Below are 22,128 nucleotides of genomic sequence, written 5' to 3' on the forward strand. Positions count from 1 at the left end.
GAGGGCCCCCGGCGCCCGCCGGTCCGGGAGGTGCCCGGCGCCCGCCGGACCGGGAGGTGCCCGGCGCCCGCCGGTCCGGGAAGGGGCCCGGCGCCCGCTCCTCCTCGGCGGGCGGGCCGGCCCGGGGTGCACCTGGCACCACCCCCGGCAGGGGCTCCCGGGCCAGTGACCGGCGCGCCCCGCTCGGCCAGACTCGGGGACATGAACACCAACACGCCAAGCGGCGGCGCCCGGGAGCGCGCCCGTGAGGTCCTGCTCGCCGCCGTCCAGGGGCTGGTGCTGGCCGTGGCAGTGCTGCCCTTCTCGGTGCTGTTCCTCGTGCTGACCCTGCTGTCCGTCGCGCTGATCCCGCTCGGCGTCGGCATCGTCACGACCCCGTGGGTCCTCACCGCGGTACGAGCCCTCGCGGACAACCACCGCGAGATCGCCGCGCGCTGGTCCGGGGTGCGCATCGAGTCGGCGTACCGGCCGCTCCCGGCGGGCGCCAACCCCTGGACGCGCACCTTCGGGATGCTCCGCGACCCGCAGGTCCGGCGGGACGTGCTGTGGCTGCCGGTGAACATGACGGCCGGGTTCGCCACCGCGCTGCTCCCGCCTGTCCTGCTCTTCTACTCCTTCGAGGGGTTCGCGCTCGCGGCCGGGCTGTGGCGGCCCATGGCCGACGGCCCGTACGGGGAGAACGGCCCGTACTGGTACGGCTTCGTGCCGGTGCGCGGGCAGGCGACCGCGCTGGCCGCCGGCGTACTCGGCGCGGTGATCCTGGTCGTCGCCTGGCGCCTCGTCCCGCGCCTGCTGGCCGTCCACTTCAAGCTGGCCCGGGCCGTCCTCGCCCCGGGCCAGGGCGAACTGGCCGAGCGGGTGCGGGTGTTGACCGAGACCCGGCGTGACGCCGTGGACACCTCGGCCGCCGAGCTGCGGCGCATCGAACGCGATCTGCACGACGGGGCGCAGGCCCGGCTGGTCGTCATGGGCATGGACCTGAGCACCGTGGAGTCGCTGATCGACACGGACCCGGAGCAGGCCCGGCGGCTGATCGCGCAGGCCCGCAAGAACTCCGCCGAGGCCCTCGGCGAGCTGCGCGACCTGGTGCGCGGCATCCACCCGCCGGTCCTCGCCGAACGCGGGCTGGGCGACGCCGTCCGGGCGCTGGCGCTACGGCTGCCGATCCCCACGGAGGTGACCGTGGACCTGGCCGGCCGCGCCGACGCGCCGGTGGAGTCGGCGGCGTACTTCGCGGTCAGCGAGATGCTCACCAACGCCGTCAAGCACTCCGGCGCGGATCGCGTCTGGGTCGATCTGCACCACGCCGACGGCATGCTGCGCATCGCCGTCACCGACAACGGCAGGGGCGGCGCCGTGATCGCGCCCGGCTCCGGGCTCGCCGGGGTCGAGCGGCGGCTCGGTACATTCGACGGCGTCCTGGCCGTCAGCAGTCCCGCGGGCGGTCCCACCATGGCGACCATGGAGATTCCGTGCGCGTTGTCCTAGCCGAAGATCTCTTCCTGCTGCGCGACGGCCTGGTCCGGCTGCTGGAAGCCCATGGCTTCGAGATCGCGGCGGCCGTCGAGTCCGGCCCCGAACTCGACCGCGCTCTCGCCGAGTTGAACCCGGACGTGGCGGTGGTCGACGTACGGCTGCCGCCCACGCACACCGACGAGGGGCTGCAGTGCGCGCTGCGCGCCCGCCGGGAGCGGCCGGGGCTGCCGGTGCTGGTCCTCTCCCAGCACGTGGAGCAGCTGTACGCGCGGGAGTTGCTGGCCGACGGCAGCGGCGCGGTGGGGTATCTGCTGAAGGACCGGGTGTTCGACGCGGCCCAGTTCGTGGACGCGGTACGCCGCGTCGCGGCCGGCGGCACCGCCATGGACCCGCAGGTCATCCAGCAGTTGCTGGCCCGGCGTTCGGACCGGGACCGGCCGCTGTCGCGGCTCACCCCGCGCGAGCTGGAGGTGCTGGAGCTGATGGCGCAGGGCCGCTCCAACACGGCGATCGCCGCCCAACTCGTCGTCACGGAACGGGCGATCGCGAAACACACCTCCAACATCTTCGCCAAACTGGGACTCGAGGTCTCGGACGACGACAACCGGCGCGTACTGGCCGTACTCGCGCACCTCGACCGCGACCGCTGAGCCGACGGTCGATTCGCGTTTCTGTTGAACGCCTTTGAGGCGGCGCCCGTATGGAAGGGCGCCGCTTCACTCCTGTCGGGCGCCTCGATGCTGCCCCGCCAAGGAAGTCAGAGGAGTTCCATGGGACGCAACACACGAAAACGCCGTACGTCGCCGGCCACCAAGGCCATCGCCGCAGCGGCGGCCCTAGCGCTCGGTGGGGGCGGGCTGATCTGGGCGAACTTCTACGCATCCGCCCACGAGTCGCACGACGACGCGTGGGGCGGCCGGACCAAGGCGGCCGGCGCGCAGGTGGCGACGATCTCCTGCCCGGACGTCGGCCAGAAACTCACCGACGTGCCGGGCCGGGCCCGCACCGAGGTGGACGGCGAACTGGCCAATCTGGACCGCCAGATCACCGAGGCCTACCAGCGCCTGGCGACGACGCGGGACGCGCAGGCCCGGGACGCGAGCTTCGTCCAGAACAGCATCCTGAGCCCGCTCAAGGACCGGCGGAAGGTGATCTTCGACCGGATCAGGCTGGAGATCAACCGGGCCGGCGGCACCGCCCCCGGCGACCTGGACAGCCTGACGTCGTGCACCGGCTCCCCGGCCGCCGGCAACCAGACGAACAACGGCGGCGGCCAGCAGGGCGGCGACCAGAACAACGGCGGCATGAACGGCGGCCAGCAGGGCGGCGAGGGCGGCCAGCAGGGCGGCGGCCAGCAGCAGAACAACGGCGGCCAGGCCGGCAACGGCCCCTCCGCCGCGGACTTCGTCGACATCACCAAGGTCCGGGCCAACGTGCCGGCCAAGCCGCGCCGGATGCGCAACGCCTCCACCGGCACCTTCACCACCCGCTGCGGGGTCAACGCCAACGGCAACCACAACACCGACAACGTGATCGTGGCGCCCGGCGTGACCAACGGCGCCCACCACCTGCACGACTACGTCGGCAACCAGAAGGTCAACGCGTTCTCCTCGAACGACACCTTCCTCCAGGGCGGCACCAGCTGCCAGAACAAGAACGACCTGTCGGCCTACTACTGGCCGGTGGTGCGGGTGCAGGACGGCACGCAGGACTTCGACCAGAACGCCGACGGCGGCGGCAAGGAGGGCAACGTCGGCCGGATCCTGGTCGCCAAGCAGGCGCAGATCAAGTACGTCGGCAACCCGACCAGCAAGGTCGTGGCGATGCCGCAGTTCCTGCGCATCATCACCGGCGACGCCAAGGCTTTCACCAACGGCACGGCGAACGCCAACGCGCACTGGAGCTGCACCGGCTTCGAGAACAAGGTCCAGCTGACCGACAAGTACCCGATCTGCCCGCGCGGCAGCGACGTGGTGCGCACGTTCGCGTTCCAGAGCTGCTGGGACGGCCAGAACATCGACAGCGCCAACCACCGCACCCACGTCGCCTTCGCCGACGCCTCCGGCCGCTGCCAGAACGGCTTCAAGGCGATCCCGCAGCTGACGATGCGGCTGGTCTACAGCGTGCCGCAACCGGTGGTCCGAAACGGCCAGGTGAAGAACGCCTACGCCGTCGACGGCTTCCCCGAGCAGCTGCACAAGGCCGTCACCGACCACGACGACTTCATCGCCGTGACCAGGAACGGCCTGGCGAACAAGATCGCCAACTGCCTCAACTCCGGGCGGATGTGCTAGCCGCACCCGGCCGGTACGGCGGAAGGCCGGTGGCGGGAGGACCCGCCACCGGCCTTCCGCGTGCGGTGACTCAGCCGGTGTGCGCGTGGTGGTCGGCGCCGATCTCCACCTCGCCGCCGAGGGTGCCGCGCAGCGCGTGGACCACGCCGTCGTCGCCGACGGCGACCCACTTGCGGCCGACCAGGTAGAAGCCGCCGTAGTCCTTGGCCTCGTCGATCCACTCGCGCTGGCCGCGGTCGGTGGAAAAGGTGGCGAGGACGAACTTGCCGCCGGAGCCCGCGCAGATCGCCTGGCGGATGGTGTCGGCGTCGGTCTGGATGTCCGGCCTGCACTTCACCTCGGCGGCCAGGCTCTCCAGGCTGCCGGTCGCCGTCGGCGGCGCCTTCGCCGCCCCGTCCCCGCCGGCGCCGCAGCCCGCCAGCGCCAGCACCGCCGCCGCGCCGGCCACCGCGAGCATCGGCCGTGTCACCCTCATCTGTTCCTCCGCTTTCCGGCGGGTCGCCTCGGCGGCGCCCGGTCCCCGTCCATGCCGTCCCCCTCCATACGGCCGTACCGGGCGACGTGCTCAAACCATGGGCCTACCGGCACACTTGTGCGAGAGTGGGCCGGGTGAACGACGACTGGGAAGACCGCGTGGCCGCCGCCTGGGCCCGCATCGACGACTACTCCGAGGACCGTGCCGCCGAGTTCCGTGCGGTGATCGACGCGCTGGTCGCCGAGCTGCCGCCCGGCAGTCCCGTCGGCCTGTTCGAGCAGGCCTGCGCCTGGGACTCCACCGGCCGCTCGGACCGGGCCGTGCCGCTGTACCGGGCGGCGCTGGACGCCGGACTCGACGGCTACCGGGGCCGCCGCGCCAGGATCCAGCTCGCCAGCTCGCTGCGCAACACCGGCCGGCCGGAGGAGGGCGTCGCGCTGCTGACGCCCGAACTGGTCGCCCCCTCCGACGAGCTGGACGACGCCGTCCGCGCCTTCCTGGCCCTGTGCCTTGCCGACCTCGGCCGCGAGCGCGAGGCGCTGTCCCTCACCCTCGGCGCCCTCGCCCCGCACCTGCCCCGCTACCAGCGCTCCACGGCGAACTACGCCCGCCTGCTGGTCGAGCCGGAAGGCTGACGGGGCCCGGCCGGGCCGGACGGCCACGGGGCGGCCCGGCGGCGGGGCCGGACGGCACGGCCGAAGGGCTGACGGGACCGCCCCGGCGGTGACCAACCGCCCATTCGCTCGTTCTGCTGAACGTGCAGTCACAGGATGTCGCCCCGCGCCCCCCGTCCGCCTCCGCGCCGGTCCTCGACGTCGGGCGGGCCGAGGCCGCGCTCGTCGAGCACTACCCGCGGCTCGTCCGGCTCGCCTATCTGCTGCTGCCCCCGGTCCTCGGCCGCGGCCGCCGGGTGCTGACCGCGCACTCCCTGGTCCAGCGCGCCCTGCCCCGGGGCCGCGCCGCCACGGCCGTCGCACCGGACGGCACGGCGGGCCCCGGCGCCGACCCGGCCTACGCCTTCCTGCGCGCCCGCGTGGTCCGTACGGCGCTGGCCGCCGACCCGCTCCCCCGCCGCGCCGCGCGCTCCCGCCGCGTCCATCTGCCGCCGCTGATGCCCCAGGTGTGGGGCCTGAAGCTCTTCCCGCGCTCCGGCGGCGCCGACGAACTCGCCCTGGACCAGCAGCTCGCCGCCCTGCCCGCCCCGGCCCGCGCCGCCTACGTCCTGCGCGGTCTGGAGCAGCTCCCCGAGGACGCCGTGCTCCGGGTGCTGTCGGCGGCGGGCGTCGCCGACCCCAAGGCGGCCGTGCGCCAGGCGGAGCGCGTCCCGGACCGCACCGCGCTGCTCGCCTCCCCCGAGTTCGACCCGTGCTCACTGCAGGCCCGCCCCACCGACCTGCTGCGGCGCAGGCAGCGCGGCAAGGCGGTGCTCGCCGCCGCGGCGGCCGTCGCCGTGTGCGGCACGCTGGCCGCGCTGCCCGCCGGCGGCTGGGGCCCGGACGGCGCCGCCGCCCCCGTCTACGCGCGCAACGCCTCCGCCGAGGCCGCCCTCGACCCGGCGAAGCTGACCCGCGTCTCCCCCACCGCGTGGCGGACCTCGGCGCGGCTGGACTTCGCCGCCTGGCCCGCGCGCGGCGACCGCACCGGCGACACCGCCCTGCTGCGCCGCGCCCTCGCCGTCTGGGCCCGCCCCGGCGGCGACGTCCGGCTCTCCGCCACCCCCGGCACCGCCACCGGCGGCCCCGCGGGCCCGCCGCAACTGCTGTACGCGGGCGACGTCGACGGCGCCCGCGTCGTCCTCCTCCACGACGGCCTGCGCATCGCCCGCTACGCCGAGCCGAAGGGCTCCGCGTCCGGCGTCGCGCTCGACCTCGCCCGCGTGGACGGGGCGAGCGGGGCGGAGGCCGCCGCGGTGGTGCTGAACCGCGCCGACGGCAACGTCCGCTATCTGACGGCCCCGTGGGTGAAGAAGGCGGCACGGCAGGATCTGCGCACCGCCGGCTCCGAGCCGGCGGCCCTCGCCCTGACGGACGGCGTCACCGCACCGCTGTCCGGCCCGGCCGCCCGCGCGGGCGCCTGCGCCTCCTGGCCCGCGCTGCGCCTCACCGGCGACTTCGGGGCGTACGTCCTCGGCGATCTGGGCGAGTTGACGCCCGCCCGGCTCACCACCGGCCGCCCCACCGCGACGCACGAGGCGTCGAGCGCGGCGGCCGGGCGCACCTGGGCGCCGTTCGCCTGCTCGCTGTCGGTGCTGCGGTCGCAGGGGGTGCGGTCGGTCAACGCCTGGCAGTACGCCGAGCAGGACCTGCCCGACGACAGCGGCACGGCCGCGTGGGTGTGCACCCGCGCCGACACCTGGCGCGGCACGGGCTCCCAGGTGCTGGCCCAACTCCGCGTCCCCACCGTGCGGTACGGCGCGGCGGTGGCCCGCTCCGCCGATGTGACCGCGTGCGGCGCCCGCGATCCGCAGGTGCTGGCGGGGGCGCTGTGGAAGTCGAAGGCGGGTTCCTGGTACCTGCTGGCCGCCGGCGGTTCCCACACGGAGTCCATCACCGCCTCGAACGGCGTGACCGCGACCGCCCGGGGCAATGTGCTGGCCGTACCGGCGAAGAAGGGCATCCGGCCCGAGCTGAAGGGGACGCTGGACGACGGCCGGACCGTGAACATGCTGCGGTAGGGCCTCTGGGGTCGGCCCCGGCCCGCCCCGTACCGCCCGCACCCTACCGGCCGGTTCCGGTTCCGGCCCTGGTCGGTAGGGTGTCGGTATGACTACCGGGGTCCGCCGCAGAATGGGAGTCGAGGAACGGCGGCAGCAGTTGATCGGCGTCGCCCTCGAACTGTTCAGCCGCCGCTCGCCCGACGACGTGTCCATCGACGAGATAGCCGCGGCGGCCGGCATCTCCCGCCCGCTCGTCTACCACTACTTCCCCGGCAAACTCAGCCTGTACGAGGCCGCGTTGAAGCGGGCTTCGGAGGATCTGGCCGGCCGGTTCGTGGAGCCGCACGAGGGTCCGCTGGGGGCGCGGCTGCTGCGGGTGATGGGCCGCTTCTTCGACTTCGTGGACGAACACGGGCCCGGCTTCTCGGCGTTGATGCGCGGCGGCCCGGCCGTCGGCTCGACCACCACCAACGCCCTCATCGACTCGGTCCGGCAGGCCGCCTACGAGCAGATCCTCGCCCACCTCCAGGTGCAGGACCCGCCCGCCCGGCTGGAGTTGATCGTCCGCTCGTGGATCTCGCTGGCCGAGTCGACGGCGCTGATCTGGCTGGACGGCCGTCGCATCCCGCGCGCCGAGCTGGAGGTCCAGCTGGTGCAGGACTTCGCCGCGCTCGCCGCCGTCGCCGCCGCCCGCGACGAGGAGCTGACCGCGCTGCTGCGCCGGATCTTCGCGACGGAACCGGCCGACAACCCCTTCACGGACCTGGCCGGCCGCCTCATCACGCTGGCGTCGCCGTGACCGCCAGGGCGAGCTGGGGGCTGGTCGTGGAGACCACCGTGGGCGCCGGGGACCGCAAGCACACGGAGGCGCAGGTGGTGGCGCACGTCGTCGGGTCCCGCCGGGAGGCGCTCGCGGAGCTGGAGCGGCGGGCGCGGGTCTACGAGCCCACGCATCCCTTGAGCCCGAAGCGCCGCCGCCTGCTGCGGACGAGCGACGGCTTCCTGCTCGTCGTGGACGGGGCGTGGCAGTCCTTCGTGACCCGGTTCCTCGTGGCGGAGCTGCTGGCGGACTCCGACGCACCCGAGCCGCCCGCTCCGGGGCCCGTGGCGGAGGAGCCCGTGCCGGAAAAGCCCGCTGCCCCACCGCCCCCGGCCGAGCCGGTCGAGGTGGACGACGACGGGGTGCCGGTGCGACCCGGTTGGCTGGGCCGCACCGATCTGCCGTGAACCGGTGACCGCACCGCGACCGGTATGCCTCTACTCGCGCTCGAACTTGCGGTACGACGGGTCGAGGTCGCTCACCTCGGCCGAAGCGTGCAGCATCGTCGTCCCGCCGGGCTTCACATACCGCCGCAACAGCTCCAGCGCGGCCTCGGTCAGCTCGGCCTTGGTCTCCGCGGTGCGGCCGGCCAGCAGTCCGATGTGCACGTGGACGACGGCGTGCCCCTCGCTGTCAGGGCCGACCACAGTCTCCCCGGCCGGGCGGAACAGCGTCTTGCAGGCGGGCGGCCGGGCGCCGGCGATCTCCACGGTGGCCTCGTGCAGCGCCCGCGCGAACCCGGGCCGGTCGAAGACGTCCGCCAGCTCGGCCGAGTAGTCGACGGTGATCTGCGGCATGGGCACTCCACTCCTGGTGTTCCACGACGTCCGGTGTTCTACGGCGTCGGCCCCACCCTAGTTCGCGACCGGAGAAGGGGGCGGACCGTCTCACGGCCCGCCCCCCCTGTACCGCCCCCCCGTACCGCTCCCGTGCCTCACGCGCCCCGCGTGAACACCGCCACCGTGCGCGCCGGGACGGTGAACGTGCCGGTCGCCGCCGTGTAGGCGGAGGTCTTCACGACCGGGTCGGCCCCCGAGGCCTGCACCGGGTGCAGCCGGTAACCGGCCCCGGCCAGCGCCGCGACGCGCTGCTCCTGCCGCTGGGGCGTCGCGTTGAACACGACGACCAGGTCGCCCAGCCGCATGGTGATCACTCCGGGCGTCTCGTCCTTGCCGGACAGCGGGAAGGACAGCCGGTCCTGCACCTGCGCCGCCGTGGCGAGGGAGAACGCCTGCTCCGTCGTACGGATGCGCAGCAGGTCCCGGTAGGCGGCCGAGGCGCCCTGGATCTGCGGGCAGCCCACCGCGACGGAGGACAGCAGCGGCTTGGCGTAGGGCCACTTGTCCTGGTTGTCGGCGGCCATGGGCAGGCCGCGGCCGAAGCCGTTGCCGTCGGCGCAGTTCCAGTGGATGGCGTTGAACCAGTCGCCGCTGTCGAAGGAGTTGCGGTCCAGCGACTTGGAGCGCAGCAGGTCGGTGCCGGCCTGGGAGAGCGCCGGCCCCTGGGAGAGCGCGGCCGTGGCCATCGCGAGGACCTGCATCCGGGCCCGGTCGGCGGCGGACGTCGAGGCGGGCAGCTTGTAGGTGAGCGCGTCGAACAGCGACTCGTTGTCGTGGGCGTCGGCGTAGGCGAGGGCGTCGCCGGGGGCGTCGGCGTAGCCGGCGGGCGCGCCGTTGTAGTCGATCCCGGCGCCGGTGACCTCCTTGCCGTCGGTGTCGGTGAACCGGTACTCGGCGAGGTTGCCGCTCAGGCCGACCTTGATGAGGTCCTGGTAGTGCAGCAGCCGGGCCTTCTGCTCCTCCTTGCTGCCGTTGGCGGTGGAGGAGTTGGGGTCGGTGTAGAGGCCGGAGGCGAAGCCCTGGACGCCGGGGTCGGGGTCGAAGGGGCTGCCGCCGCGCACGGCGTCGCGGGCCCGGTCGGAGAAGGTGGCGATGCCGGTGCCGGCCATGTTCTTCTGGGTGGCCTGGACGAAGCGGGCGTCGTCGGCGACCTCGCCGAAGTTCCAGCCCTCGCCGTACAGGATGATCTTCTTGCCGTCGACGCCGTCCTTCTTCGGGGTGAGCGCGTCGAGGGCCTTGCGGACGGCGAGGATGTTGGCCTTGGGGTGGTGGCCCATGAGGTCGAAGCGGAAGCCGTCGACCTTGTACTCCTTGGCCCAGGTGACGATCGAGTCCACGACGAGCTTGCCCATCATAGTGTTCTCGGTCGCGGTGTTGGCGCAGCAGGTGCTGTTCGCGACCGACCCGTCGGCCAGCAGCCGCTGGTAGTAGCCGGGCACGACCTGGTCGAGGACGGAGGTGTCGGCCTGGCCACTGGCCGCCGTGTGGTTGTAGACGACGTCCATGACGACGCGCAGGCCGTCCTGGTTGAGGGCCTTGACCATCTGCCGGAACTGCACGGTGCGGGCGGTGCCGTCCGGGTCGGTGGCGTAGGAGCCCTCGGGGACCGTGTAGTGGTAGGGGTCGTAGCCCCAGTTGTAGGCGTCTTTCGCGGCCGTCTCGGCGACGCAGGCCTGCTGCCGGTCGGAGTCGGGGGCGTAGGCGGCGAGGTCGCAGCCGGGGCCGGCCTGGTCGGCCTTCTTCTCGGGGATGGTGGCGATGTCGAAGGCCGGCAGGAGATGGACGTAGGAGGTGCCCGCCTCGGCCAGCTCGCGCAGGTGCTTGCTGCCGTCGGCGTTCTTGTCGGTGAAGGCGAGGTAGGTGCCCCGGTCCTCGGCCGGGACGGTCGGGTCGGCGACGGAGAAGTCGCGGATGTGCAGTTCCTGGATCTGCGCGTCGCGCAGCGGTACGGCCTTGGGCTTGGCGAGGTCCGCCCAGCCGCTGGGGGCGAGCGCCTTGTCGTCGAGGTCGGCGACGAGGCTGCGCTCGCTGTTCGCGGTGAGGGCGACCGAGTAGGGGTCGGTGACCTTGTTGACGACGATCTTGCGCACCGAGGGCGCCCACACGGTGACGACGTACCGGTAGGGCTTGTTCTTCCAGGCGGCCGGGCCGGTGACGGACCAGACGCCGGTGGTGTCGTCGCGGCGCATGGCGACGGCCTTGCCGTCCAGCTCCAGCGCCACGCTCTGCGCGGTCGGCGCCCACACGCTCAGCGTGGGCCGTCCGTCGCGGAAGACCGGGCCGAGGCTCGCCCTGGCGGCGGCGCTGCCGTACACGTCGTCGAGGACGCCGGCGAGCTGGACGCCGGTCGCGGTGAGCACGGCCCCGTTCGCGGCGCGCTGGGAGGCGACGACCTGCCCGCGCAGGGCCTCGGTCACCCGGTCGCGGTCGCGGGGGTCGACGGAGTAGGCGGTGTAGTCCTTCAGGTGCGGGAACTTCGCCTTCTGCGCGTCGGTGAGCGTGGTCTTCTCCAGCCGCAGCCACCGCTCGTCGTCGCTGGTCAGGGTCCCGTCCTTGACGGTGATGGAGCCGTCGCGGGAGTAGAGGAGCTGGGTGGAGGCGGCGGCGGCCGAGCCGTTCCACGCGACCGTGTCCCGGTCGATCCAGACCGCCTTGGAGGTGGTGAGGTCCAGGGCGGCGGCGCTGCCCTCGGGCTGCGGCAGCAGGGGCTGCTCCTGCCCGCTCACCAGCCACACCTCGTGGCCGTTCGCCGCCTTGAGGTCGAGGGACTGGTCGGTGGGCAGGTCCTTCTCGTCGCCCTTGTGGAGGATGTAGCTGAGTGAGCCGGCACCGTCGGTGAGCGGTACCTCGAAGACCGCGCCATAGGAGTCAGTCTTCACCGGGGCGAGGGGTTTCGCCCAGTCGGTGGGCTCGGCGGCGCCGGTCCACACGTGCAGTCCCCAGCCGTCGTAGTCGCCGTCGGCGCGGTGGTAGTGGAGGACGGCCTTGGCGGTGTCCTGCGCGGGATAGTCGGCGGGCCGGGTGGTCTGGACGCCGTCCTCGCCCTGCTCGATCCACACCTCGCCGGTCTTGGTGACGTCGATGGACCGGTCGGCGGAGACGTCCTTGTCGCCGTCCTTGTCGATGACGAGGAAGCCGACGTTCGAGGCGCCGGGCTTCAGCTTCACGTAGGCGAAGGCGCCGTAGGCGTCCCGGCCGGTGAAGGGGTGGGCGGCGGGCCAGGTGGTCGCCTCGCCGTCGGCGAGGTCGCCCCAGGCGTACAGGCCCCAGTCGTCGTAGTCGCCGTCGGTGCGCCGGTAGTGGACGACCGCGTAGTCGCGGGAGGAGGCGGTGGGGACCTCGGGGGCCGGCGGGGTGCCGGTGGTGGAGGTCGCGGTGGCGCTCGCGGTGTGCCCGGCCGAGTCGACGACGACCGCCTTGTAGCGCAGCGCGGTGCCGGCGGGCACGGTCGTGGCGAGGGTCTGGGTGACCTTGTAGGGGGCGTGGTCGGCGGAGCCGAGGACCTTCCAGGGGCCGTTTGCGACCTGGGCGGCGAAGACGACCCGGTCGAGCTGTCCGCCGGTGACGTCGGCGCTCAGGTCCACGGTGCCGGTGGCGCCCGCGGCGGGCGCGGTCAGGGTGAGGGACGGCTTGGTCGCCGGGGCTTGGAGGCGGCCGGTCGCCTTGAGGACGACGGCGGCTCCGGCCGGGACGGTGACGGTGACCTTGCGGTCGCTGTCGGAGGCGACGGTGGCCTTGGTGCCGTAGACGCCGCGGTAGGTCGTGCGCGCGGAGCCGGTGGCGAAGGCGGCGGTCTGCGCCTGGTCGGCGTTGTTGACGGCGACGACGTACTCGGCGCCGCTGCGGGCGTCCGTGCGGGTGAAGGCGTAGACGCCGGGTCCGTCGGCCGCGTACCGCTCGGTCTGGACCCCGTCGGTGAGGGCGGGGTTGTCCTTGCGGAGCTTGGCCAGCTCGGCGATCTGGCGGTAGAGCGGCGCCCTGGTGTCGTAGGAGTCGCTCGCGTGGGTGCGGTCGGTGCCGATCTCGTCGTCGGCGAGGTAGTCGGCGACCTTCGAGGCGAACATGGTCTGGCGGGCGTCCTTGTCGCCGCCGGCGCCGGTGAAGCCCTGTTCGTCGCCGTAGTAGACGACGGGGTTGCCGCGGCTGAGGAACATCAGCTCGTTGGCCAGCTTGTCCTTGGCGAGGAGCTGGGCGTCGGTCGCCTTCGGGTTGTCCTGCTTGAGGAAGTACCCGATGCGGCCCATGTCGTGGTTGCCGAGGAAGGTGACCTGCTCGTAGGCGTTGGCCTTGTCGGTCGTGTACTTGTAGTCGTCGCCGAAGACGCTCGCGAGCCTCTTCGCGCTGCCGCCCTGGGAGGCGTAGGCGCGGGCGGCGTCCTGGAAGGGGAAGTCGAGCGTGGCGTCGAGGCGGCCCTGGGTGACGTAGGGCGCGGTGACGGAGGTGTCGGCGGAGTAGACCTCGCCGAACATGAAGAAGTCCTTGCGGCCGTGCCGGGCGGCGTACGCGTCGAGCGCGGTCGCCCACTGGGTCCAGAACTCCGTGTTCACGTGCTTGACGGTGTCGACGCGGAAGCCGTCGACGCCGAAGTCCTTCACCCAGCGCTCGTAGATCTTCTCCATGCCGCTGACGACCTCGGGACGCTCGGTCCACAGGTCGTCCAGGCCGGAGAAGTCGCCGTAGGTGGCGTTCTCGCCGCTGTAGGTGGAGTCGCCGCGATCGTGGTACATCGTCGGGTCGTTCAGCCACGCCGGGACCTTGGCGTTCTTCTTCGCGGCCGGGACGGTCGGCGTGTAGGGGAAGGACGAGGAGTCGACGGCGGGGAACTTCTTGTTCCCGTTCGCGTAGTCGGCGTCGTCGAAGGGCCGGCCGTCCTCGGTGAGGTAGGGGAAGGCGCCCTTGGACAGGTACTCGTGGGACTGGCCCTCGTAGTCCACGACGTCGGCGGTGTGGTTGGTGATGACGTCGAAGAAGACCTTCATGCCCTTGGCGTGCGCCTTGGCGATCAGCTTCGTCAGGTCCGCGTTGGTGCCGAAGTGCGGGTCGACCTGCGTGAAGTCGGTGATCCAGTATCCGTGGTAGCCGGCGGAGGCGTCCTTGCCTGCGCCCTGCACGGGCTGGTTCTTGAAGATCGGCGCCAGCCAGATGGCGGTGGTGCCGAGGCCCTTGATGTAGTCGAGCCGGTCGGTCAGGCCCTTGAGGTCGCCGCCCTGGTAGAAGCCCTTGTCGGTGGGGTCGTAGCCGGTGGCCAGGCGGGAGCCGGTCAGCCCGCCCCGGTCGTTGGCCTTGTTCCCGTTGGCGAAGCGGTCCGGCATGACGAAGTAGAACTGCTCGCGCGTGGCGTCGTGCCGGGCGGGCTGCGCGGCGAGGTACGCGTCCGACGGGGGCGCGGGCGGGCCGGCCGCCTTCGCGGCCATCGGCTGGACGAGGGCGGCGGCGAGCGCGGCGACGGCCACGGCCGCGACCCGCCCGCTGTGCCGGCCCCGCCGGCCCGGTCCGCCCTGGGGGTTGCGGCGCCCCGGGGGCGCCGGCCATCTCGGTATCACAGGCGAGAACTCCTTGCGACTACGGCTCGATCGGGTCCGTGCCCGCACCGCGGACGGGGGGTCTGCGGCTTCGCGGCCGGACGCCGGGCGCGACCGTATCGCCGCCGAAACGCTTACAGCAAGAGCCTTGCAAAGCACGGCAAGAACTTTCACGAACGGCCACCGGGGCGTCCGCAGGGCCCGTCAAGTGCCGCCGCGCGCACGGCGGTCGGGCGCGCCCGCGCGGGCCGGGCGCGCGGGAGAACGGCCGGAGCCTACGCCGGCGCACGAACCGCGCACCGGCGGGGTTCCATCCCCCGGCGAATCCGCTACCTTCCTTAGCGCGCGACCGCGTCGCACCCCCGCGCCGGAGGCCGCGCGAGGGGTACCGCCCCGGACGCCCCCCACCGCCCGGCCCCCGCCGGACAGGCCCCGCGCAGGCCAGGACACCTGCCGGTAACGGAAGCGTCACGTCTGCGGGATCTTGCGGAAATTTTCTTGCAACGTCTTTCGCAAGGGATTGCAGCCTTGCTACGTTCCTCCCGCGCCCGGCGGCCGTCGACAGGAACAGACGGCACCCGCGGTCCTCCCAAGGGATGATCCGGGCACCCTCATCTAGGAGTTCATATGCGACGTGGCATATCGATCGCCGCCGCGGTCACCGTGGTCGCCCTCACCGCCTCGGCCTGCGGTGGCTCGGACGACGACTCGTCGAGCAAGCCGAAGGACCCGAAGGACGTCTCCGGGACGATCACCTACTGGGACACCTCCGACGCGGCGACCGAAGCCCCGACGTACAAGGCCCTGGTCAAGCAGTTCGAGGCCAAGTACCCGAAGATCAAGGTGAACTTCCAGAGCGTTCCGTTCACCGACGTCGAGCAGAAGTTCAAGTCCGCCGCCAAGAGCGGCAAGGGCGCCCCCGACGTCGTGCGCACGGACGTGGGCCTGATGGCCGAGTACGCCTCGCTGGGCTACATCGCCCCGCTCGACGGCACCCCGGCCCTGAAGGACACCTCGGACTTCGCCGCCACGCCGCTGAACACCGCCAAGTACAACGGCAAGACCTACGGCGTCCCCTCGGTCACCGACACCCTCGGCCTCCTCTACAACAAGAAGCTCCTCAAGCAGGCCGGCATCGCCAACCCGCCGGCCACCTGGGACGAGTTCATCGCCGACGCCAAGACCATCAAGGCGAAGACCGGGGCGTACGGCACCTACGTCAACCCCGACTCCTACTTCCTGCTGCCGCTGCTCTACAGCAACGGCGCGGACATGGCCGACCCGTCGGCGAAGAAGATCACGATCAGCGACGCCGCCGCGGTGAAGGCCCTCACCACCGCGAAGCAGATCAACGACCAGGCGTCGATGAAGGTCGACTTCGCCAACGCGTACCAGAACATGCAGGCCGCCTTCAAGAACGGCAAGGTCGCCATGCTGATCCAGGGGCCGTGGTCGGTGGCCGACACCCTGTCCGGCTCGGCGTTCAAGAGCGACCAGGCCAACCTCGGCTACGCCCCCGTCCCGGCCGGCGCCGGCGGCAAGGCGCAGGCCCCGACCGGCGGCCACAACCTCGCCGTGTACCAGGGCTCGGGCAACCTGGACGCCAGCTACCTGTTCACGCAGTTCATGACGTCCACGGAGAGCCAGGTCGCCATCGCCAAGGGCACCGGCACCCTGCCGACCCGCCAGTCGGCGTACACGAGCGAGGTCACCTCCGACCCGAAGGTCGCCGGCTTCAAGTCGATCCTCGACAAGACCGCCCGGCCGCGCGTGGCCCTGCCGCAGGTCGGCTCGCTGTTCACGCCGCTCCAGCAGAACTACGTGAAGATCCTCCAGGGCGACGAGTCGGTGAAGAACGGCCTCGACGCCACCGCCAAGGAGTTCCAGAAGCTCCTGCCCGGCTACTCCATCGGCTGACCGAAGGGTCAGTAGCCGTACGGCTGCCGCCTGACACCCGGCGGCCGTACGGCAGTTGAAGGACACGCAGCCCCGGGGAAGGACTTCCCCGCTGCCGCCCCGTCCGGGGCTCCCCGGGGCTGCGGAACCACCCCGACACCGTCCGCGAAAGAGCCGATGAGGATGACGACCGCAGCGAGCACCGGAACAACGAACAAGACAGCGCGCGGCGACGGTCCGTCGCCGCGCCCCGCACGCGTCTCGGCGCTCAGGCGATCCTGGGACAAGTACTGGTACGCGTGGGCGATGGTGGCCCCGGTGGCCGTCGTCATCACGGTGCTGGTCCTTTATCCGCTGGGCTACGGCTTCTACCAGTCGCTGACGAACGCGAACGAGTCGAACGTCGCCACCACCATCGGCGCCTTCCACCGCCCGGCCACCTACGACTTCGTCGGGCTGGACAACTACTGGCACGTCCTGTCGGGCGCGGACGGCGACTTCTACCCGCGGCTGGTGTGGACGGTCGTGTGGACGGTGTCCTGCGTCGTGCTCCAGGTGGGCCTCGGCATGGCGCTCGCGGTGCTGCTCAACCGCGAGATGCGGCTGCGCGGCTTCTACCGGGCGATGCTGATCCTGCCGTGGGCGGTGCCGTCGTTCATCGGCGTGTTCGCCTGGCGGCTGATGCTCAACTCGCAGTACGGCGTCTTCAACGAAATCATCACGGCCTTCGGCCTGCCGGCGCAGAACTGGCTCGGCACCCCGCTGGCGCAGAAGGTCGCCGTCATCATGGTCAACGTCTGGATCGGCATCCCGTTCAACATGGTGGCGCTGCTCGGCGGGCTCCAGTCCATCCCGAAGGAGCTGTACGAGGCGGCCGAGATGGACGGCGCCTCGCCCTGGCAGCGGTTCGTGAACGTGACGCTGCCGGGCCTGAAGCCGGTGTCGAACACGGTGATCCTGCTCGGCTGCATCTGGACGTTCAACATGTTCAACGTCATCTACCTGCTGCTGGGCAACAACACCACCGGCGACACCGACATCCTCGTCACCTTCGCCTTCCACAAGGCCTTCAACGGGATCTCGGACTACGCGGGAGCGGCGACCTACGGCATCATCATCCTCGCTCTCCTGCTGGCCTTCTCGACCTTCTACCGCCGCAACACCCTGAAGTCCGAGCAGGCGTAAGGAGCCCTCGTCATGACCGCAGCAACGCACGAGTCCGGCGCCGTCACGCCCGCCGCCCCCGCGCGCCCCCTGCCCGCCGCGGCGCCCCGCAAGGTGCGCGGCCGCCAGGAGCGCAGCCCCTGGGCCTCGGTCGTCCTGCACTGCACGCTGATCCTGGCCACCGTGATCGCGGCCTTCCCCGTGGTGTGGATCCTGTTCATCTCGCTCGGCCCGAAGAACGCCTGGCAGGAGCCGGGCCAGGTCCTCTCGCACCTGAGCCTGCACAACTACAGCGACGTGCTGGCCCATTCGGACCTGGCGAAGTGGTTCCTGAACACCGTCATCGTGGCGGGCGGCACCACCGCGCTCGGCGTCTTCCTCGCCTCGACCGCCGGGTACGCGGTGTCCCGGATGAAGTTCCCGGGCAGCCGGCAGCTGATGTGGACGTTCCTGGTCACCCAGATGTTCCCCAGCATCGTGCTGATCGTTCCGCTGTACCTGCTGATGTCCGAACTGCACCTGCTCGACAACTACCTCGGGCTGATCCTCGCCTACGCGACCACGGCGGTGCCGTTCTGCGCCTGGATGATGAAGGGCTACTTCGACACCATCCCCAAGGAGATAGACGAGGCGGGCCGGGTGGACGGCCTGACGCCGATCGGCACGTTCTGGCGGCTGATCGTGCCGCTGGCCAAGCCGGGCCTGGCGGTGACCGCGTTCTACAGCTTCCTCACCGCCTGGGGCGAGGTGGCGTACGCGACGCAGTTCATGCAGTCCGACCACTACACGCTCGCCGTCGGCATCCGCACCTTCGCGCAGGACCAGCGCCCCGACTGGGCGTGGACCTCCGCCACGGCGATCATCATCACCATCCCGGCGGCCATCGTCTTCATGCTGGTGCAGCGCAGCCTGGTCTCCGGGCTGACGGCCGGCGGCACCAAGTCCTGACCGCCGCGCCGAGCGGCCGGCCGGACACCCCGGCCGGCCCCCGCCCCTCAGCAAGCGCCTCTGTCGTTCCCCCCGCACCCCTAAGGGAATCCATGACCCAGCACGTCACCGACACCGTCCCCACCGAAGCCGCTGCCGCCGCCTCCGGGCGCCGGGAGTGGTGGCGCGACGCGGTCATCTACCAGGTCTACCCGCGCAGTTTCGCCGACGGCAACGGCGACGGCATGGGCGACCTGCCCGGCATCCGCGCGCGGCTGCCGTACCTGAGGAAACTGGGTGTCGACGCCGTCTGGCTCTCCCCCTTCTACGCCTCCCCGCAGGCCGACGCGGGCTACGACGTGACCGACTACCGGGCCGTGGACCCGATGTTCGGCACCCTCACCGACGCCGACGACCTGGTCCGCGAGGCGCACGCGCTGGGCCTGAGGGTCATCGTGGACCTGGTGCCCAACCACTGCTCCGACCAGCACGAGTGGTTCAAGCAGGCGCTGCGCGAGGGCCCCGGCTCGCCGCTGCGCGAGCGGTTCCACTTCCGCCCCGGCAAGGGCGCCAACGGCGAACTGCCGCCCAACGACTGGGAGTCCATCTTCGGCGGCCCGGCCTGGACCCGGGTGGCCGACGGCGAGTGGTACCTGCACCTGTTCGCGCCCGAGCAGCCCGACTTCAACTGGGACCACCCGGCCGTCCACGACGAGTTCCGCTCCATCCTGCGGTTCTGGCTGGACCTGGGCATCGACGGCTTCCGCATCGACGTGGCGCACGGCCTGGTCAAGGCGGAGGGCCTGCCCGACATCGGCCACGACGAGCAGGTCAAGCTGCTGGGCACGCAGGCGGTGCCGTACTTCGACCAGGACGGCGTGCACGAGATCTACCGCAGCTGGCGGCGCATCCTGGACGAGTACACCGGCGAGCGCATCGCGGTCGCCGAGGCGTGGACGCCGACGGTCGAGCGCAGCGCCCTGTACCTGCGCCCCGACGAACTGCACCAGGCGTTCAACTTCTCCTATCTGACGACCGGTTGGAACGCCGCGGACCTGCGCGAGGTGATCGACCGCTCGCTGCAGGCGATGAACGCGGTGCACGCCCCGGCCACCTGGGTGCTGTCCAACCACGACGTCGTACGGCACTCCACGCGGCTGGCGGAGGGCGACCCGGCGCGCGGTCTGCGCCGGGCCCGGGCGGCGACGCTGCTGATGCTGGCGCTGCCCGGCTCGGCCTACCTCTACCAGGGCGAGGAACTGGGCCTGCCGGAGGTGGTGGACCTGCCGGACGAGGTGCGCCAGGACCCGGCGTTCTTCCGCAGCTCCGGCCAGGACGGCACCCGCGACGGCTGCCGGGTGCCCATCCCGTGGTCCGGCGAGGTCGCCCCGTTCGGCTTCGGCCCCGTGGAGGGCGGCCCGAGCTGGCTGCCGCAGCCGGCCGACTGGAAGCACCTGACGGTCGAGGCGCAGGAGGGCGACCCGAACTCGACGCTGGAGTTCTACCGCAGCGCGCTCGCCGTCCGCCGCGACCACCCTGCCCTGGGCGCCGGCCGCCAGATCACCTGGCTGGACAGCCCGGAGGGCGTGCTGTCCTTCCGCCGCGACACCCCGGAAGGCTCCTTCGTCTGCACGGTGAACCTCACCGCCGGCCCGGTTCCCCTGCCGACCCCGGGCACCCTCCTGCTGGCGAGCGCACCCGTCGAGCCGGGCGCCACCAGCACCGATCTGCCCGGCGACTCGGCCGTCTGGTGGGCAGTCTGAGATGCAGCCGGTACAGTCCACTCCTGTGACCACACGGCTTGCCGACATCGCTGCCCAGGCGGGGGTGAGCGAAGCGACCGTCAGCCGGGTCCTCAACGGGAAGCCGGGCGTCGCCGCCACCACCCGCCAGTCCGTGCTGGCGGCCCTGGACGTCCTCGGCTACGAGCGTCCGGTACGGCTGCGGCAGCGCAGCGAGGGCCTGGTGGGCCTGATCACCCCGGAGCTGGAGAACCCGATCTTCCCGGCGCTCGCGCAGGTCATCGGCCAGGCCCTCACCCGCCAGGGCTACACCCCGGTGCTGGCCACCCAGACCCCCGGCGGGTCCACGGAGGACGAGCTGACCGAGATGCTGGTGGACCGCGGGGTGGCGGGCATCATCTACGTCTCGGGCCTGCACGCGGACACCACCGCCGACACCGAACGCTACGAGCGGCTGCGCGCGCAGGGCGTCCCCTACGTCCTGGTCGACGGCTTCTCCCCGAAGGTCCAGGCCCCCTTCATCTCGCCCGACGACCGGGCCGCGATGACGCTGGCCGTCACCCACCTGGTGTCCCTGGGCCACACCCGCATCGGGCTGGCCCTGGGCCCCAAGCGGTTCGTGCCGGTCCAGCGCAAGATAGAGGGCTTCGTCCGCGCCATGCAGGACCAGCTGAACCTGTCCCCGGACACGACGGAGACCGAGTTCGTCCAGCACTCCCTCTACACCCTGGAGGGCGGCCAGGCGGCGGCCGCCGCGCTCATGGACCGCGACTGCACGGCCGTGGTGTGCGCCAGCGACATGATGGCGCTGGGCGCGATACGCGCGGCCCGCCAGCGCGGCCTGGAGGTCCCGCGCGACTTCTCCGTCGTCGGCTTCGACGACTCCCCGCTGATCGCCTTCACGGACCCGCCGCTGACCACCATCCGCAAGCCGGTGCCGGCGATGGGCCAGGCCGCGGTGCGCACGCTGCTGGAGGAGATCGGCGGCACCCCGGCGCCGCACAGCGAGTTCGTGTTCATGCCGGAACTGGTGGTACGCGGCTCCACCGCGTCGGCCCCCGGAGACCGCCACCGCGGCTAGAACATGCGGCTCACCCGGGACCGGGGGATGATCGACGGAAGACCGCCGCACTTCTGGCAGACTCTGTGCCCATGGGTGATACGTCCGGAACGCGACCGGAAGGCCCCGCGAAGGCCCTTCCGCACCCGGTCACGGAAACTTCCGCGCCGCGCCGCCGCCCGCCGCTGTGGTTCGAGGTGCTGCTGATCGGGGTCAGCTACTGGACGTACGCGCTGATCCGCAACGCGGTCCCGGAACAGCGGGCCGCGGCCCTGCGCAACGCCGGCCAGATCTGGCGCGCCGAGCACCGGCTCGGCATCGCCGTGGAGCACACGATCAACCATGCCGCCGACTCGGCGACTTGGCTGATCGTCGGCATGAACTACTACTACGCCACTTTGCACTTCGCGGCCACCGTGGGCGTCCTGGTGTGGCTCTACCGCAGCCACCCCGGCCGCTACGCGGCGGCCCGCCTGACCCTGTTCGCCACCACGGCCGTAGCCCTCCTCGGCTACTACCTCTACCCTCTGGCCCCACCGCGCCTGATGCCGACGGGCCACTTCATCGACACGGTCCAGACGCACCACACCTGGGGCTCGATGGCCTCCGGCGACCTCAAACACATGTCGAACCCCTACGCCGCGATGCCGTCGATGCACATCGGCTGGTCCCTGTGGTGCGGCCTGACGATCTTCACGCTCACGACGATCCCGTGGGCCCGGCTCCTGGCGGCGCTGTACCCCGCCGCGACGCTGATCGTCATCATCGCGACGGCGAACCACTTCTGGCTGGACGCGGTAGGCGGAGCGGCCTGCCTGGCCTTCGGCCTCACGGTGGCGAGAGGCTGCTACGGCGCCCTCCCGCACGCGCTACCGCGCACAGCCTGGAAGCCGGCGAGAGCGTAGGACGCCCTCCCTGCCCCACGACTGGCCGCAGCCGCTGCGGGGATGCGCCCGGCAGCCGCCGGACGGCGAAGGGCACCGACGGCAGTGGGCGGAGGCGACGACGGCGGGAGGGGGTGGGGTGGTGGGGCCGTATGGGCGCCGCGTACTGCGGTCCCTCCTCGCTCCACGATCCCACTCCGGGCCGTATGTCCGTGTGCGGCGCCCTGGCCCCCCCCCCCCCCCCCCCCCCCCCCACCACACCCCCACCCCCCCCCCCCCCCCCCCCCCCCCCCCCCCCCCCCCCCCCCCCACCCCCCCCCCCCCCCCCCCCCCCCCCCCCCCCCCCCCCCCCCCCCCCCCCCCCCCCCCCCCC

16 protein-coding genes are annotated in these 22,128 nt (G+C 72.3%); 13 read left to right on the plus strand and 3 right to left on the minus strand.

Annotation, left to right across the window (positions count from 1 at the left end):
- The first annotated feature begins 201 nt into the window (after positions 1-201).
- From K7787_RS29710 to K7787_RS29720, 3 genes are all read left to right on the plus strand, one after another.
- A complete protein-coding gene (locus K7787_RS29710; protein ID WP_223003531.1) occupies positions 202-1,488 on the plus strand; it encodes a sensor histidine kinase in 1,287 nt (428 codons plus the stop codon).
- Positions 1,473-2,126, plus strand: a complete 654-nt coding sequence (locus K7787_RS29715) for a response regulator transcription factor (RefSeq protein ID WP_019984601.1) — start codon at positions 1,473-1,475, stop codon at positions 2,124-2,126. Before K7787_RS29710 ends, K7787_RS29715 begins: the two co-directional genes overlap by 16 nt.
- A gap of 120 nt (positions 2,127-2,246) precedes the next feature.
- Positions 2,247-3,770 carry a DUF1996 domain-containing protein gene (locus tag K7787_RS29720; protein WP_223003532.1) on the plus strand — a complete coding sequence of 508 codons (1,524 nt, stop codon included), beginning with the start codon at positions 2,247-2,249 and terminating at the stop codon, positions 3,768-3,770.
- A 70-nt stretch (positions 3,771-3,840) separates the two neighbouring features.
- On the opposite strand, the gene K7787_RS29725 is transcribed toward K7787_RS29720, so the two are convergent.
- Positions 3,841-4,245, minus strand: coding sequence for a hypothetical protein (locus K7787_RS29725; RefSeq protein ID WP_027758528.1), 405 nt, complete (start codon positions 4,243-4,245; stop codon positions 3,841-3,843).
- Between the two features lie 134 nt (positions 4,246-4,379).
- Between K7787_RS29725 and K7787_RS29730 the strand changes: the two genes are divergently transcribed.
- The 4 genes from K7787_RS29730 to K7787_RS29745 all read left to right on the plus strand — a co-directional run bounded on the left by K7787_RS29730 (position 4,380) and on the right by K7787_RS29745 (position 8,128).
- Positions 4,380-4,880, plus strand: coding sequence for a tetratricopeptide repeat protein (locus K7787_RS29730; RefSeq protein WP_372456704.1), 501 nt, complete (start codon positions 4,380-4,382; stop codon positions 4,878-4,880).
- Positions 4,881-5,002: 122 nt separating this feature from the next.
- Complete coding sequence (locus K7787_RS29735) at positions 5,003-6,919, plus strand: hypothetical protein (RefSeq protein WP_308036496.1); 1,917 nt, start codon at positions 5,003-5,005, stop codon at positions 6,917-6,919.
- 88 nt (positions 6,920-7,007) lie between these two features.
- Entirely contained in the window at positions 7,008-7,700 is a 693-nt protein-coding gene (locus K7787_RS29740; RefSeq protein WP_009188248.1) for a TetR/AcrR family transcriptional regulator, read from the plus strand.
- Entirely contained in the window at positions 7,697-8,128 is a 432-nt protein-coding gene (locus K7787_RS29745) for a hypothetical protein (protein ID WP_169435263.1), read from the plus strand. The genes K7787_RS29740 and K7787_RS29745 overlap by 4 nt, the downstream gene beginning before the upstream one ends.
- A 30-nt stretch (positions 8,129-8,158) precedes the next feature.
- Here the strand turns inward: K7787_RS29745 and K7787_RS29750 are convergent, their stop codons facing one another.
- Together K7787_RS29750 and pulA are read right to left on the minus strand one after the other, a co-directional pair.
- The gene (locus K7787_RS29750; protein ID WP_009188250.1) at positions 8,159-8,518 is read right to left on the minus strand and encodes a 5-carboxymethyl-2-hydroxymuconate Delta-isomerase; all 360 of its coding nucleotides are present in this window, start codon (positions 8,516-8,518) and stop codon (positions 8,159-8,161) included.
- Between the two features lie 137 nt (positions 8,519-8,655).
- Complete coding sequence (pulA, locus tag K7787_RS29755) at positions 8,656-14,103, minus strand: pullulanase-type alpha-1,6-glucosidase (RefSeq protein WP_223003533.1); 5,448 nt, start codon at positions 14,101-14,103, stop codon at positions 8,656-8,658.
- Positions 14,104-14,709: 606 nt separating this feature from the next.
- Here pulA and K7787_RS29760 point away from each other — a divergent pair.
- From K7787_RS29760 to K7787_RS29785, 6 genes are all read left to right on the plus strand, one after another.
- Positions 14,710-15,999 carry an extracellular solute-binding protein gene (locus tag K7787_RS29760; RefSeq protein ID WP_009188252.1) on the plus strand — a complete coding sequence of 430 codons (1,290 nt, stop codon included), beginning with the start codon at positions 14,710-14,712 and terminating at the stop codon, positions 15,997-15,999.
- A 162-nt stretch (positions 16,000-16,161) separates the two neighbouring features.
- Complete coding sequence (locus tag K7787_RS29765) at positions 16,162-17,163, plus strand: carbohydrate ABC transporter permease (protein WP_009188253.1); 1,002 nt, start codon at positions 16,162-16,164, stop codon at positions 17,161-17,163.
- A gap of 12 nt (positions 17,164-17,175) precedes the next feature.
- Positions 17,176-18,090, plus strand: coding sequence for a sugar ABC transporter permease (locus K7787_RS29770; RefSeq protein WP_019984612.1), 915 nt, complete (start codon positions 17,176-17,178; stop codon positions 18,088-18,090).
- Positions 18,091-18,182: 92 nt separating this feature from the next.
- A complete protein-coding gene (locus K7787_RS29775; RefSeq protein WP_223003534.1) occupies positions 18,183-19,832 on the plus strand; it encodes a glycoside hydrolase family 13 protein in 1,650 nt (549 codons plus the stop codon).
- A 25-nt stretch (positions 19,833-19,857) separates the two neighbouring features.
- Positions 19,858-20,892 carry a LacI family DNA-binding transcriptional regulator gene (locus tag K7787_RS29780; protein ID WP_223003535.1) on the plus strand — a complete coding sequence of 345 codons (1,035 nt, stop codon included), beginning with the start codon at positions 19,858-19,860 and terminating at the stop codon, positions 20,890-20,892.
- Between the two features lie 71 nt (positions 20,893-20,963).
- Positions 20,964-21,776 carry a phosphatase PAP2 family protein gene (locus K7787_RS29785; RefSeq protein ID WP_043260733.1) on the plus strand — a complete coding sequence of 271 codons (813 nt, stop codon included), beginning with the start codon at positions 20,964-20,966 and terminating at the stop codon, positions 21,774-21,776.
- Positions 21,777-22,128 lie beyond the last annotated feature (352 nt).

Source organism: Streptomyces sennicomposti, assembly GCF_019890635.1.
In the GTDB taxonomy this organism is placed as follows: domain Bacteria; phylum Actinomycetota; class Actinomycetes; order Streptomycetales; family Streptomycetaceae; genus Streptomyces; species Streptomyces sennicomposti.